The sequence below is a fragment of the Ensifer sp. ENS11 genome, from assembly GCF_014851895.1.
GTDB classification, from domain to species: Bacteria; Pseudomonadota; Alphaproteobacteria; order Rhizobiales; family Rhizobiaceae; genus Ensifer; species Ensifer canadensis.
Map to the genome: position 1 here is coordinate 78,961 of NZ_JACVAN010000008.1, position 13,774 is coordinate 92,734.

At 62.7% G+C, this 13,774-nt stretch carries 12 protein-coding genes and 1 pseudogene; 10 read left to right on the forward strand and 3 right to left on the reverse strand.

Features of this window, described 5'->3' with window-relative positions; genetic code table 11:
- The first annotated feature begins 87 nt into the window (after positions 1 to 87).
- The 7 genes from glpD to IB264_RS17145 all read left to right on the forward strand — a co-directional run bounded on the left by glpD (position 88) and on the right by IB264_RS17145 (position 7,632).
- The gene (glpD, locus tag IB264_RS17115) at positions 88 to 1,605 is read left to right on the forward strand and encodes a glycerol-3-phosphate dehydrogenase (RefSeq protein ID WP_025425040.1); all 1,518 of its coding nucleotides are present in this window, start codon (positions 88 to 90) and stop codon (positions 1,603 to 1,605) included.
- Positions 1,606 to 1,656: 51 nt separating this feature from the next.
- Entirely contained in the window at positions 1,657 to 2,727 is a 1,071-nt protein-coding gene (locus IB264_RS17120; protein ID WP_025425041.1) for an ABC transporter ATP-binding protein, read from the forward strand.
- 23 nt (positions 2,728 to 2,750) lie between these two features.
- The gene (locus IB264_RS17125) at positions 2,751 to 3,821 is read left to right on the forward strand and encodes an ABC transporter ATP-binding protein (protein WP_025425042.1); all 1,071 of its coding nucleotides are present in this window, start codon (positions 2,751 to 2,753) and stop codon (positions 3,819 to 3,821) included.
- Positions 3,822 to 3,823: 2 nt separating this feature from the next.
- The gene (locus IB264_RS17130; RefSeq protein ID WP_025425043.1) at positions 3,824 to 4,690 is read left to right on the forward strand and encodes a carbohydrate ABC transporter permease; all 867 of its coding nucleotides are present in this window, start codon (positions 3,824 to 3,826) and stop codon (positions 4,688 to 4,690) included.
- A 20-nt stretch (positions 4,691 to 4,710) separates the two neighbouring features.
- Positions 4,711 to 5,535 carry a carbohydrate ABC transporter permease gene (locus IB264_RS17135; protein ID WP_057210833.1) on the forward strand — a complete coding sequence of 275 codons (825 nt, stop codon included), beginning with the start codon at positions 4,711 to 4,713 and terminating at the stop codon, positions 5,533 to 5,535.
- 12 nt (positions 5,536 to 5,547) lie between these two features.
- On the forward strand, positions 5,548 to 5,832 hold the full coding sequence (locus IB264_RS17140; RefSeq protein WP_025425045.1) for a DUF2160 domain-containing protein: 285 nt from the start codon (positions 5,548 to 5,550) through the stop codon (positions 5,830 to 5,832).
- A 78-nt stretch (positions 5,833 to 5,910) separates the two neighbouring features.
- Complete coding sequence (locus IB264_RS17145; protein WP_025425046.1) at positions 5,911 to 7,632, forward strand: ABC transporter substrate-binding protein; 1,722 nt, start codon at positions 5,911 to 5,913, stop codon at positions 7,630 to 7,632.
- Positions 7,633 to 7,727: 95 nt separating this feature from the next.
- On the opposite strand, the gene IB264_RS17150 is transcribed toward IB264_RS17145, so the two are convergent.
- Together IB264_RS17150 and IB264_RS17155 are read right to left on the reverse strand one after the other, a co-directional pair.
- Positions 7,728 to 8,948, reverse strand: coding sequence for an MFS transporter (locus IB264_RS17150; RefSeq protein WP_025425047.1), 1,221 nt, complete (start codon positions 8,946 to 8,948; stop codon positions 7,728 to 7,730).
- Positions 8,949 to 9,063: 115 nt separating this feature from the next.
- Positions 9,064 to 9,423 carry an antibiotic biosynthesis monooxygenase gene (locus IB264_RS17155; RefSeq protein ID WP_025425048.1) on the reverse strand — a complete coding sequence of 120 codons (360 nt, stop codon included), beginning with the start codon at positions 9,421 to 9,423 and terminating at the stop codon, positions 9,064 to 9,066.
- A 160-nt stretch (positions 9,424 to 9,583) separates the two neighbouring features.
- Here IB264_RS17155 and IB264_RS17160 point away from each other — a divergent pair, with 160 nt between their 5' ends.
- Complete coding sequence (locus IB264_RS17160; protein WP_025425049.1) at positions 9,584 to 10,495, forward strand: LysR family transcriptional regulator; 912 nt, start codon at positions 9,584 to 9,586, stop codon at positions 10,493 to 10,495.
- Positions 10,496 to 10,510: 15 nt separating this feature from the next.
- On the opposite strand, the gene IB264_RS17165 is transcribed toward IB264_RS17160, so the two are convergent.
- Positions 10,511 to 10,972 (reverse strand): hypothetical protein, encoded by a 462-nt coding sequence (locus IB264_RS17165; RefSeq protein ID WP_128090430.1) that lies wholly within the window; start codon positions 10,970 to 10,972, stop codon positions 10,511 to 10,513.
- A 291-nt stretch (positions 10,973 to 11,263) separates the two neighbouring features.
- Here IB264_RS17165 and IB264_RS17170 point away from each other — a divergent pair.
- Together IB264_RS17170 and IB264_RS17175 are read left to right on the forward strand one after the other, a co-directional pair.
- A pseudogene (locus tag IB264_RS17170) lies at positions 11,264 to 12,807 on the forward strand (nucleobase:cation symporter-2 family protein).
- Between the two features lie 39 nt (positions 12,808 to 12,846).
- Positions 12,847 to 13,758 (forward strand): DMT family transporter, encoded by a 912-nt coding sequence (locus tag IB264_RS17175; RefSeq protein ID WP_192433865.1) that lies wholly within the window; start codon positions 12,847 to 12,849, stop codon positions 13,756 to 13,758.
- Positions 13,759 to 13,774 lie beyond the last annotated feature (16 nt).

A 13,774-nucleotide genomic window follows, 5' to 3' on the forward strand; every position in this document is an offset into this window, starting at 1 on the left:
TGACATTCGATATCTTTTCGCTTTAACTGATTTCGCTTTCGCGACTGCATCAATTTGTGCATTGCGAAACGTGGGAGGGGAAAAGCAGTGGCAGAGCAGGCAATCTTCGACGTCTTCATTATCGGCGGCGGCATCAACGGATGCGGCATTGCGCGTGATGCGGTCGGTCGGGGATACTCCGTCGCGCTCGCTGAAATGAACGACTTTGCCTCCGGCACGTCGTCCGGCTCGACCAAGCTCATCCACGGCGGCCTGCGCTATCTCGAACATTATGAGTTCCGCCTGGTGCGCGAGGCGCTGATGGAGCGCGAAGTGCTCTGGGCAATGGCACCGCACGTCATCTGGCCGATGCGCTTCGTCCTTCCCTATCATAAGGGCGGCCCGCGCCCGGCCTGGCTCATCCGCCTCGGCCTGTTTCTTTACGACCATATTGGCGGCCGCAAGCTGCTGCCGGCAACGGCCACGCTCGACATGACGCGCGATCCGGCCGGAAAGCCGCTGAAGCGGCTCTTTACCAAGGCTTTCGAATATTCCGACGGTTGGGTCAACGATGCCCGACTGGTCGTGCTCAATGCCCGCGATGCCGCCGACCGCGGCGCCCGGATCATGGCGCGCACCCGGGTGATCTCGGCAAAGCGCGACAACGGCAACTGGGTGGTCGACACGGAAAATGCCGCGACCGGCGAACGTCGGCAGATCCGAGCGCGCATGCTGGTCAATGCCGCAGGCCCTTGGGTCGATGCGGTACTATCAGGCGCGCTCGGCAAGAACGACGTTCACAATGTGCGCCTGGTCCAGGGCAGCCACATCGTCGTCCGCAAGAAGTTCAACGACCCCCGCGCCTATTTCTTCCAGAATCCGGATGGCCGGATCATGTTCGCCATCCCCTATGAGGACGATTTCACGCTGATCGGCACCACCGATCGCGACTATACCGGCAACCCGGCCGACGTCCGCATCAGCGACGCCGAGGTCGACTACCTCTGCAAGGCCGCGAGCGAGTATTTCCTCGAGCCGATAGAAAAGGACGACATCGTCTGGACCTATTCCGCCGTTCGCCCGCTGTTCGACGACGGCGCCAGCAAGGCGCAGGAAGCAACCCGCGACTACGTTCTTCGCGTCGAAGGCGACAGGGCCGCGGCCCCGCTCCTCAACGTTTTCGGCGGCAAGCTGACGACCTATCGCCGCCTGAGCGAATCCGCGCTCGAGAAGATCGGCGATGCCATCGGCGTCAAGGGTGCCAAGTGGACCGCCGGCTCAAGCCTGCCGGGCGGGGACTTCCCGGCCAAGGGCTACGCCGACGAAGTCGCAAAACTTCACAAGAAGTATCCCTTCCTTGCCGCCGGCCATGTGCGTCGGCTGGTACGCCTCTACGGCACGCGCGCGTCCGCGCTCATTGGAGCGGCAGCGAATGAAGCAGCCCTTGGCCATCATTTCGGCGCCGACCTCTATGAGGCGGAAGTGAAGTGGCTGATCGAGCAGGAATGGGCCCGGCACGCCGAGGACGTGCTGTGGCGGCGCACCAAACTGGGATTGAAGCTGACGTCCGGCGAGGCGACGGCGCTGGAGGAATACATGCGGGGCGCGGCGCACGCCGCCGCCTGAGGGCCCCGCATTCAAGACTGCCGATGGCTGGGTGGAACACCGGAGAATTCAATGCTTGAAATGAAGAAGATATCCAAGGTCGTGGGTGGGGAGACGCATATCCTCCCGACCGATCTTGTGCTGGAAAGGGGGTCGCTCAATGTGCTGCTCGGCCCGACCCTTTCCGGCAAGACGTCGCTGATGCGGCTGATGGCCGGCCTCGACAAGCCTGCCTCCGGCTCGCTGATCTTCGACGGCACCGACGTCACCGGCCTGCCGGTGCAGAAGCGCTCCGTAGCGATGGTCTACCAGCAGTTCATCAACTACCCGTCGATGACCGTCTATGACAACATCGCCTCGCCGATGCGCATCAAGGGTTCGGACGCAGCCACGATCGACCGCGAAGTGCGCAAGGCCGCCGAACTGCTCAAGCTCACGCCCTATCTCGACCGGACGCCGCTCAGCCTTTCCGGCGGCCAGCAGCAGCGGACGGCGCTGGCGCGCGCCATCGTCAAGAATGCCGATCTCGTGCTGCTCGACGAACCGCTCGCCAACCTCGACTACAAGCTGCGCGAAGAACTGCGCGAGGAACTGCCGAAGCTCTTCGCAGCCTCCGGCGCGATCTTCGTCTATGCGACCACCGAACCTTCCGAAGCTCTGCTTCTCGGCGGCAACACCGCTACGCTTAGCCAGGGCCGGATCACCCAGTTCGGCAAGACCATCAACGTCTTCCGTCGCCCGGTGGACCTGGTGACGGCACGCACCTTCGCCGATCCGCCGCTGAACACGATCGAGCTCATCAAATCAGGCTCGATCTTCACCTTTGACGGCAAACACGTGCTGTCGGTTCCCGCCCATCTGTCGGCGTTGCCGGACGGCCCCTGCACGGTCGCCTTCCAGCCGCACCATCTGTCGTTCGACCGTCCCTTCGACGGCGCGACGCCGCTGACGGTAAAGACGGCAATCTCGGAAATCGCAGGTTCCGAAAGCTTCATCCACGTCGGATTTTCCGGCGCGCGCTGGGTCATGCTGGCGCCGGGCATTCACGACATCGAACCGGACGCAACCCTCGAGGTTTTCGTCGATATCCGCCACCTGATGGTCTTCGGGCCGGATGGGCGCGCGATCGGCGGAACCGCCTGAGGAGGCGCTGGGAGGAAACGAAAATGGCACGCATCGATCTCGAACATATCCGCCACGCCTATGGCGCCAAGCCGAAGTCGGAAAACGACTACGCGCTCAAGGAAGTGCACCACAAATGGAACGATGGCGGCGCCTACGCGCTGCTCGGTCCGTCCGGTTGCGGCAAGACCACGCTGCTCAACATCATCTCGGGCCTGATCAATCCGTCCGAGGGACGCATCCTCTTCGACGGCAAGGACGTGACGCACCTGTCCACGCAGGACCGCAACATCGCCCAGGTGTTCCAGTTCCCGGTCATCTACGACACGATGACCGTCTACGACAATCTCGCCTTTCCCCTGCGCAACCGGCATGTGCCGGAGACCGAGGTCGATCGCCGCGTCAAGGAGATCATCGAGATGATCGGCCTTGGCGGCTGGGCGGGCAAAAAGGCGCAAGGGCTGACGGCCGACCAGAAGCAGAAGATCTCGCTTGGCCGCGGCCTGGTGCGCTCCGACGTCAGCGCCATCCTGTTCGACGAGCCGCTGACCGTCATCGACCCGGAAATGAAATGGGTGCTGCGCTCGCAGATCAAGCGCCTGCACAAGCAGTTCGGCTTCACCATGGTCTATGTCACCCACGACCAGACCGAGGCGCTCACCTTCGCCGACAAGGTCGTCGTCATGTATGACGGCCAGATCGTGCAGATCGGCACGCCGGCCGAGCTTTTCGAGCGGCCGCGCCATACCTTCGTCGGCTACTTCATCGGTTCGCCGGGCATGAACGTGCTGCCGGCCAGGATCGACGGCAGCACCGCGACGATCGGCAGCGAGACCATCGCTCTCAACTTCCGGCCCGAGATCAAGGCCGGCGCCAAGACCGAACTCGGCATTCGCCCGGAATTCGTGTCGATCGGTCGCGAGGGCATGCCGGTTGCGATCACCAAGGTCGAGGATATCGGCCGCCACAAGATCGTGCGCGCCCGCTTCGCCGACCAGCCGATCTCGATCATCCTCGACGAGGACGGCGCCATTCCGGCCGAGCCGCGCATCGCCTTCGACCAGAAGGCCATCAACATCTACGCCGATTCCTGGCGCGTCGGCGGGGAGGCCTGATCATGGAAAAGACCTGGAACAACAAAGCCTGGTTCATGGTTCTGCCGGTGCTGGTGCTCGTCGCCTTCTCGGCGGTGATCCCGCTGATGACCGTGGTCAACTACTCGGTTCAGGACACCTTCGGCAACAACGAGTTCTTCTGGGCCGGCACCGACTGGTATGTCGACGTGCTGACCTCAGACCGGTTCTGGGACGCGCTCACCCGCAACCTGATCTTCTCGGCGATCATCCTCGCCATCGAAATTCCGCTCGGCATCATCATTGCGCTCAACATGCCCAAGAAGGGCCTCGGCGTTCCGGTCTGCCTCGTCCTGATGGCACTGCCGCTTTTGATCCCGTGGAACGTCGTCGGCACCATCTGGCAGGTCTTCGGCCGCGTCGACATCGGCCTGCTCGGCCACACGCTGGAAGCGTTGGGCATCAACTACAACTATGTACAAAACCCCATGGACGCCTGGGTGACGCTGATCGTCATGGACGTCTGGCACTGGACGAGCCTCGTCGTACTTCTGTGCTATGCCGGTCTCGTCTCGATCCCCGACGCCTACTACCAGGCCGCCAAGATCGACGGCGCATCGCGCTGGTCCGTCTTCCGCTACATCCAGTTGCCGAAGATGAAGCGCGTGCTCCTGATCGCCTTCCTGCTGCGTTTCATGGACTCATTCATGATCTATACCGAGCCCTTCGTCGTCACCGGCGGCGGCCCCGGCAACTCGACCACCTTCCTGTCGATCGACCTCGTCAAGATGGCCATCGGCCAGTTCGACCTCGGTCCGGCGGCAGCCCTGTCGATCATCTACTTCCTCATCGTCCTGCTGCTCTCGTGGATCTTCTACACCGTGATGACCACAAGCGACGCGCAGAGCTGAGCCGGAAGGGAGGAAAAACCATGACCGCTACAACACAACCCCTGTCGCAACGCCTCTCCTGGCTGATCCCGACGGTCTATATCCTGTTTCTGCTGCTGCCGATCTACTGGCTCGTCAACATGAGCTTCAAGGAGACGAGCGAGATCCTCAGCACGTTTTCGCTGTGGCCGCAGAACCCGACCCTGCGGAACTATACGGTGATCTTCACCGATCCGTCCTGGTACAAGGGCTATATCAACTCGATCATCTATGTCGTCATGAACACGGTGATCTCGGTGGCAGCCGCCCTGCCTGCAGCCTACGCCTTCTCTCGTTATCGCTTCCTTGGCGACAAGCACCTGTTCTTCTGGCTCTTGACCAACCGCATGGCGCCGCCGGCCGTTTTCGCCCTGCCGTTCTTCCAGCTCTATTCGGCCTTCGGCCTGATCGATACGCACATTGCCGTGGCGCTTGCCCACTGCCTGTTCAACGTGCCGCTGGCGGTCTGGATCCTGGAAGGCTTCATGTCGGGCGTGCCGAAGGAGATCGACGAAACCGCCTATATCGACGGCTATTCGTTCCCGCGCTTCTTCGTGAAGATCTTCACGCCGCTGATTGCCTCCGGCATCGGTGTCGCGGCCTTCTTCTGCTTCATGTTCTCCTGGGTCGAGCTGCTGCTGGCCCGCACGCTGACGACAACCGCGGCAAAGCCGATCGCCGCCATCATGACCCGGACCGTGTCCGCCTCCGGCCTCGACTGGGGCGTTCTGGCCGCGGCCGGCGTGCTGACCATCATCCCCGGCGCGCTCGTCATCTATTTCGTGCGCAACTACATCGCCAAGGGCTTTGCCCTGGGCCGCGTCTAAAGGAGCTTCGTGATGAATTTCTCATGGATGGCATGGACGCTGCCGACGGCGTTGTTCTTCATCACCATCGCGCTGCTGCTCATCGGCATGGGCGTGTGGGAATATGTCTCGCCGGGCGGCAACCCGCGCGTCGGCATCCTGCGCTTCGAAACGACCCGAGGTGACCGGCTCTTCGTCTCGCTGCTCGGCAGCGCCTTCATTCACCTCGCATGGCTCGGCTTCGGCGGCGGACAGGACCTCTGGTGGGCGCTGGCGCTCTCCGTCGTCTATGCCGTCGGCGTCTTTCGCTACGTCTGAGGCGATCGAAATGGCAGGTCCGGGAGGGCCTTCCGACACTGCAATGAACGCAATCGCAAAACCCAAAGGGAGGAAATTATGCGACGGCACCTTTTCACGACGACAGCGGCAGTGCTGCTGGCTCTTACCGGCACGGCATTCGCCGGCATGGACGAGGCAAAACAGTTCCTCGACAAGGAAGTCGGCGATCTCTCCACGCTCGACCGCGCCGGCCAGGAAGCGGAAATGCAATGGTTCATCGATGCCGCCAAGCCGTTTGCCGGCATGGACATCAAGGTCGTTTCCGAAACGCTGACCACGCATGAATACGAATCCAAGGTGCTGGCTTCCGCCTTCACCGCGATCACCGGCATCAAGATCACCCACGACCTGATCGGTGAAGGCGACGTCGTCGAAAAGCTGCAGACGCAGATGCAGTCCGGCGAGAACATCTACGACGCCTATGTCAACGACAGCGACCTGATCGGCACCCATTGGCGCTACCAGCAGGTGCGCAACCTCACCGACTGGATGGCCAACGAAGGCAAGGACGTCACCAATCCCGGCCTCGACATCGCCGACTTCATCGGCACGTCGTTCACCACCGCTCCGGACAAGAAGCTCTACCAGCTTCCCGACCAGCAGTTCGCCAACCTCTACTGGTTCCGCTACGACTGGTTCAACGACGAGAAGAACAAGGCGGACTTCAAGGCGAAGTACGGCTACGACCTCGGCGTTCCCGTCAACTGGTCTGCCTATGAGGACATCGCCGAATTCTTCACCGGCCGTGAGATCGACGGCAAGAAAGTCTATGGCCACATGGACTACGGCAAGAAGGACCCGTCGCTCGGCTGGCGCTTCACCGACGCGTGGCTGTCGATGGCCGGCAACGGCGACAAGGGCATCCCGAACGGCCTGCCGGTCGACGAATGGGGCATCAAAGTCAACGAGAAATCCCAGCCGGTCGGCTCGTGCGTCGCCCGTGGCGGCGACACCAACGGCCCGGCCGCGGTCTACTCGATCGCCAAATACCTCGATTGGCTGAAGGCCTATGCGCCGCCGGAAGCCCAGGGCATGACCTTCTCCGAATCGGGCCCGGTCCCCGCCCAGGGTGCCGTCGCTCAGCAGATCTTCTGGTACACGGCGTTCACCGCCGATGCCGTCAAGAAGGGCCTGCCTGTTGTCAACGAGGATGGCACGCCGAAGTGGCGCATGGCCCCCTCGCCGCATGGCGTCTACTGGAAGGACGGCATGAAGCTCGGCTACCAGGACGTGGGTTCCTGGACGCTGATGAAGTCGACCCCGGAAGACCGCGCCAAGGCCGCATGGCTCTATGCGCAGTTCGTGACGTCGAAGACCGTGGACGTGAAGAAGAGCCATGTCGGCCTGACGCTCACCCGCGAATCCTCGATCCAGCACGAGAGCTTCACCAAACGTGCGCCGGAACTCGGCGGTCTGATCGAGTTCTATCGTTCGCCGGCCCGCGTGCAGTGGTCGCCGACGGGCACCAACGTTCCTGATTATCCGAAGCTGGCTCAGCTCTGGTGGCAGGCCATCGGTGACGCCTCCTCTGGCGCCAAGACACCGCAGGAAGCGATGGACTCGCTGTGCGCCGAGCAGGAGAAGGTGCTTCAGCGCCTCGAACGCGCCGGTATCCAGGGCGAGATCGGTCCGAAGCTCGCCGAGGAACACGACCTCGAATACTGGAACGCTGAAGCCGTCAAGGCCGGCAACCTCGCTCCGCAGCTGAAGATCGAGAACGAAAAAGAAAAGCCGATGACCGTCAATTACGACGAACTGGTCAAAAGCTGGCAGCAGTAACAAGCCCAAGACGACGGCCGCCCGTGCAAACGGGCGGCCGAAGATCAGGAGATGCGGCACCGGGGTCGGCAACGGCCCCGGTTTTTTCATGCCTGTCAGCCGGAGCGGGACGGAAATCCATGCCGGCTAGCCCATGCCACGGCCGGGGCCTGCAGCAGGATCGCCAGCAGGACCGCTGGAAAGATCGCTGCGCCGACACTGTCGAGCAGCACGCCGCCGGCCAAGCCGCCGCCGGCCATCGCCGCGTTCCAGGCCGTGACGATCATCGACTGCGCCGCATCCGCTTCCGTCCCGGCCGCCTTTGCGGAGGCGGTCTGAAACAGCGTCGCTGCACCGCCGAAGGCGAGACCCCAGGCGACAACGCCGATATAGATCGCGGCCGACTGCTCGCCCCAGACGGCAAGCAGCAGTGACGCTGCCGCAAAGAGCATCATGCTCGCCAGCACCAGCAAACGCAGATGCCTATCGACAAGGGCGCCGATGATCGGAATGACAACGAGCGAGGCGATGCCAAAGACAAGAAGTACCGTGTCAGCCCGCGCATCAAGCCCTGACGGTTCCAGGAACGGCACGATGTAGGTGTAGAGGATGTTATGGGCGAAAACGACGGCAAACATCACGAACAGAATGGGTCGGATCCCGGGCAGCCGGAACACCGACGAAAGCGCCAGGCGTCGTTCGGCGCGCTGCCCCGGAGAGTTGGGAAGCGACCATAAAACCCAGCCGACGAGCAGGGCCGCCATGATGCTCAGGAGGCCGAAGGTCAGGCGCCAGCCGGCCATAGCGCCAAGCAGGGTGCCGGCGGGAATGCCTATCGAAAGCGCCACCGGAGCACCGAGCATGGCAACGGTGATCGCCCGCCCCTGCTGCTGCGGCGGTACCATGCGGCTGGCGTAGCCGGCGGCCAGTGCCCACAACAGCCCGGCAAAGACGCCGGCAAGGAAACGCGCCGCCATCGTCACGACATAGTCGGTCGAGAGCGCTGTGACCGTGTTGACGACGGCAAATCCCGAGATCGCCGTGATCAGCAGCGGCCGCCGACGCCAGGTCTTCGTCAGCGCCACGAGCGGGATGGCCGCGACCAGCGAGCCGATCGCATAGATCGTCACCATCTGCCCGGCCAGGGACTGAGAGACGTCGAGATCGGCGCTGATCTGCAGCAACAGGCCGGCCGGCGACGCCTCCGTGAGGATGGTGATGAAGCCGGCGGTCGCAAGCGCAAGCAGCGCCGCAAGCGGCAGCCCGGCCCCGGCGACAACGACGGGCGTGGATGCTGCTTCCTGCGGAGCCGGAAGCGCGCAGTCGGTGGATTGCATGGATAGTGTCTTTCAGGATGATCGCCAGTGACGTCTCTCTTGACGGCAATAGCGGAATGGAAGCGCGTGCCAGGTGTTCGCCGCCGGCCGAAGCGGGCGGCGATCTCGTTTGTGCCTAAGCTGCGGTTACGGCGCGCTTGGGCAGCACGATGTCATCGACGCGATAGGTGTGAAACTCGCAGGTTGAGACCGAATTCAGCGCCCTGAACTTTTCCAGGAAGACCGCGTCGGTGAAGAACTCCTCGACGTTTCCTTCGCCGGCTATCGCTTCGATATTGACCACCGTCTGGCCGTCGGTGCTCTTGGAGAGGTTGCTCCAGAGAAAGCCCTCCTTGCGCTCGGCCACATAGTTCACGACGTCCTGGATCAGCCGGAACGCTTCCTCCTGCTTGCCCGGGTGGGCGTGGATGACATTGACGATGAAGACGGTCGGTTCCGGATCCCTATGGAAACCCGCCACAAGTGCCTGCTGCATGTTTTCTCCTTCTGTCGCCGACGATGTTTTCGCACGTCACGAACGCGCGTTTGTCGGACGGGCGGACTATGACGAGCTTCCAATCAGAGAAAAATACGCTACAGCTCCGAAGATATCGGACAAAAATATCCACAATTCCCGAAACGGATGAGGACGGCGGATGGACAGCCTTGGTGCACTCAATGCTTTCGTGCAGGCGGCGGACTTCCGCAGCTTTACGGAGGCCGCAACCCAGCTCGGCGTTTCACCCTCCGCCGTCGGCAAGGCGATTGCCCGGCTGGAGGAGCGGTTGAGCGTTCGCCTCTTTCATCGCAGCACCCGCAGCGTCACGTTGACCCCGGAAGGCACGCTGTTTCTCGAACGCTGCCGGCGGATTTTTTGCGAAATCGAAGCGGCCGAGGCCGAACTGGTTCAGAGCCAGGAGGCTCCGCGCGGCAAGCTGCGCGTCAGCCTGCCCATGGCCGGCATGCTGCTGATGCCGACGCTGACGGCCTTCATGCGCGCCTATCCGGAGGTCGAGATCGATCTCGATTTCTCCGACCGCATGGTCGACGTTATCGAGGAGGGGTTCGACGCGGTCGTGCGCAGCGGGGAAATCGGCGACTCCAGGCTGATGACGCGTCAGCTTGGCACGTTTCACCCCTATCTCGTCGCATCACCCGACTACTTCGAAAGACATGGGAAGCCGGAGGCGCCTGCGGATCTCGAACAACACCACTGCCTGCACCATCGCTTTCCCTCGACGGGCAAGCTCGAGCCCTGGCCGCTGGTGCAGGACGGCGCCGAAGCCAACGTCGATGTGCCGGTAACGGCCGTCTCCAATGCCCTGGAGCCGCTGATCCATATGGCCGAGGAAGGGCTCGGTATCGCCTGCCTTCCCAACTTCACGATCAGACGGCAGATGCGCGAGGGAACACTCGTATCGGTTCTCGATAACCAGCTGCGCCGCTACGGCACCTACCGGATCCTGTGGCCGTCCAGCCGGCATCTCGCGCCGAAACTGCGCGTCTTCGTCGACTTCATGGCTGCCAATCTCTTCCCGACCAGTGGTGCGTCATCGGGCTCGGCTTGACCGATAGCGGCCGCACTACGATTTCGCCATCACGCGGCGCGCGGTTTTGCCCGGCCGATCCTTGTCGAAAATCGCTCTGATTGCCTGTTTCGTGCCATCGTCCATCAGCACGATCATGTCGAGGTAGAGCTGCTTGTCGACGATGACGAAGCGGACATCGAACGGCTTGCCACCATAGTGGCCGCTGACGTTCTCGCTCCATCGGCCGATGCCGGCCGCAGTCGTGGAGCCCGTCTTCAGGTCCGCATGGGCAAAGGCAAACCAGCCGTTGTTGGAAGACACCTTCAGGATAGGCCCGTGCTGCTTGATCGCCAGCCAGCAGGTTCCGCAGGTGCCGGCGTTCGACACCATCTGTCGCCACTGCCCCGGAAAATCTTCGGTTTCGGCGTTGGCGGCAAACGGCCACAGAACAATGGCGACGGCAATCAATGCGCCGACCAAACGGCGAAACGTGCCAGCAGGCGACGAAAATCTCATATGCTGCAATCCCATGGACACCGGCGGAGGCGAGCCTTCGCCTCGACGCCAGTGCACACTGCCTGCGCTGCATTGCGGCAACGTTGCATCCGTTGGCGTCTTTTTCCGCGGTGCCTTCGGTGCAGCATTCCCTTTGCCCACTCCCCCCGGATTCCCGAAAGTGTTTACTCCACGGTTGCACTTGCGGCACTCTGTCTCGGCACCAAAGATACCCTTTACCCTGTTGGAGGATGGGGCCCCCTGTTGGAGGACGGGGGAAGCGGACTGGTCGACGTGATGGGAGGAGTAACCATGAGCGACGCATCCAGCATACACCCGGTGGACGAGAGCCAATCGGCAAGCTCGCGACCCTCGGGATTCAGCATGTCCTTGTCATGTACGGTGGCGCCGTCGCGGTTCCGCTGATTGTTGGCCGGGCCCTGCAGCTCAGCCCTCAGGACGTCGCTTTCCTGATTTCCGCCGATCTTTTCGTCTGTGGCCTCGTCACCATCATCCAGTCTCTCGGCATTACCCGGAGCGTCGGCATCCGTCTTCCCGTGATGATGGGCGTGACCTTCGCTTCCGTCGGCCCGATGGTGTCGATGGCAACGATGACGCCCGGACAGGAGGGCGCCCGACTGATCTTCGGCGCCATTATCGGCGCCGGGTTGGTCGCGCTGCTGCTCGCCCCGATCATGGGGCGGCTGTTGCGTTTCTTCCCGCCGATCGTCACCGGCACCATCATTCTGGTGATCGGCGTGACCTTGATGCGCGTCGGCGTCAACTGGATCTTCGGCAATCCCTTCGGACCGACGGCACCGAAGCTGGTCGATCCGACCCACGCCGAATGGCTGGCCGAGCTGAAGAAGCTCGCCACGACAGGCGGCCCGGCCGTTCCCGACGGCGTCGTGCTTGGCGCAACGGTGCCGAACCCTGCTTATGCCGAACTGAGCCATGTGGTACTTGCCGCCTTCGTGCTCATCTCCATCCTCGTGGTCGCGCGCTACGGCCGCGGGCTGATCAGCAACATTGCGGTTCTGACCGGCATCGTCATCGGCTGCGTCTTTGCAGCGAGCCTTGGCATGATGCATTTCGACCGGGTTGCGGATGCCGGCTGGTTCGCGGTCGTCACGCCGTTGCGTTTCGGCATGCCGATTTTCGATCCGGTGCTGATCGCCACCATGTCGCTGGTGATGATCGTCGTCATGATCGAATCGACAGGCATGTTCCTGGCGCTGGGCGAAATAACCAACAAGGAAGTCTCGCAGCAGCAGCTGACGGCCGGCCTTCGCGTCGACGGCATCGGCACGATGATCGGCGGCCTGTTCAATACCTTCCCCTACACCAGCTTCTCGCAGAATGTCGGTCTCGTCGGCGTCACCGGCGTGAAGAGCCGTTATGTCTGCGTCATGGGCGGCGTGATCATGATCGTGCTCGGCCTGATCCCGAAGATGGGCGCGCTGGTCGAGGCGGTTCCAACCTTCGTGCTCGGCGGCGCCGGCCTGGTGATGTTCGGCATGGTGGCAGCCACCGGCGTGCGCATCCTGTCGACCGTCGACTTCAAGTCATCGCGCAACAACCTGTTCGTCGTTGCCGTCTCGGTCGGTTTCGGCCTGATCCCGCTGATCGCGCCGAACTTCCTGATGTGGATGCCGCATGCGATCCACCCGATCATCGAATCGGGCATCGTGCTCGCCTCGATCTCGGCAGTGGTGCTCAACGCCTTCTTCAACGGATTGAGCGTCGAACGCTCTGCCCGGCCCCCGCGAGGAGGCCGGGGCTTTGTCATCAGGCCGTTCCAAAAAGCCCCGACACTTCGATCGCCAACGAAGCATCGACAGGTGTCGGCACGGTAGAAAGAGGACAACGAAAACGCCCCGAAGGATTCGACGACGATGGCCAAGACCAACCTCACCCTCGAGCTTCTGCTGCTCGCTCTTCTCGCAACGCTTTGGGGCGCATCCTATACCTTCATCAAGATCGGCGTCGAAACCATTCCCCCGGTGACGCTGATTGCCGCCCGCACGCTGATCGCCGGCACCATCCTGCTCGCCGTCCTCCGCTTTCGCGGCATCAAGCTGCCGCGCGACGCAGCCACATGGAAGCGCTTCCTGTTCCAGGCCTGCCTCAACAGCGTCTTCCCGTTTACCCTGATCGCCTGGGCAGAGCAGACGATCGACGCCGGCGTCGCCTCGATCCTCAACGCCGCCACCCCCATCTTCGCCTTCCTGCTGACGGCGCTGATCACCCGCCACGAGCCGGCATCGACAAGAAAGCTGATCGGCGTCGTGGCCGGCATGGCCGGCATCAGCCTGATCATCGGCGTTGAAGCCTTCGGCGGCCTGGGTGACCAGCTGCTGGCCCAGCTTGCCGTGGTCTTCGCAACCGTCTGCTACGCCGGCGCCGCCATCTTCGGAAAGAGCTTCAGGGGCCTCGACCCGATGGTTCCGGCCGCAGGCTCGCTCCTTGCAGGTGCCGTGCTTCTCATCCCCGCAAGCCTTGTCATCGACCAGCCATGGACGCTTGCCCCTTCCGCTCAGTCGGTGATCGCGCTCGTCTGCTTGGCGGTGTTGTCGACGGCGCTGGCCTTCGCCATCTATTTCCGGCTGATCCAGACGCTCGGTTCGGTCGGCGCTACCGCGCAAGCCTACCTGCGCGTTCCCGTCGGGGTCACCATCGGCGTTCTCTTTCTCGGAGAAAGATTGTCGGACACGATCTGGATCGGCCTTGCCTGCGTCGTCATCGGCGTCGCAGCCATGACCATCCCGGCGCGCCGGGCCGGGCCGGCCCTTGCCGATCGCGGCTAGTCTCAAGGCCAAAACG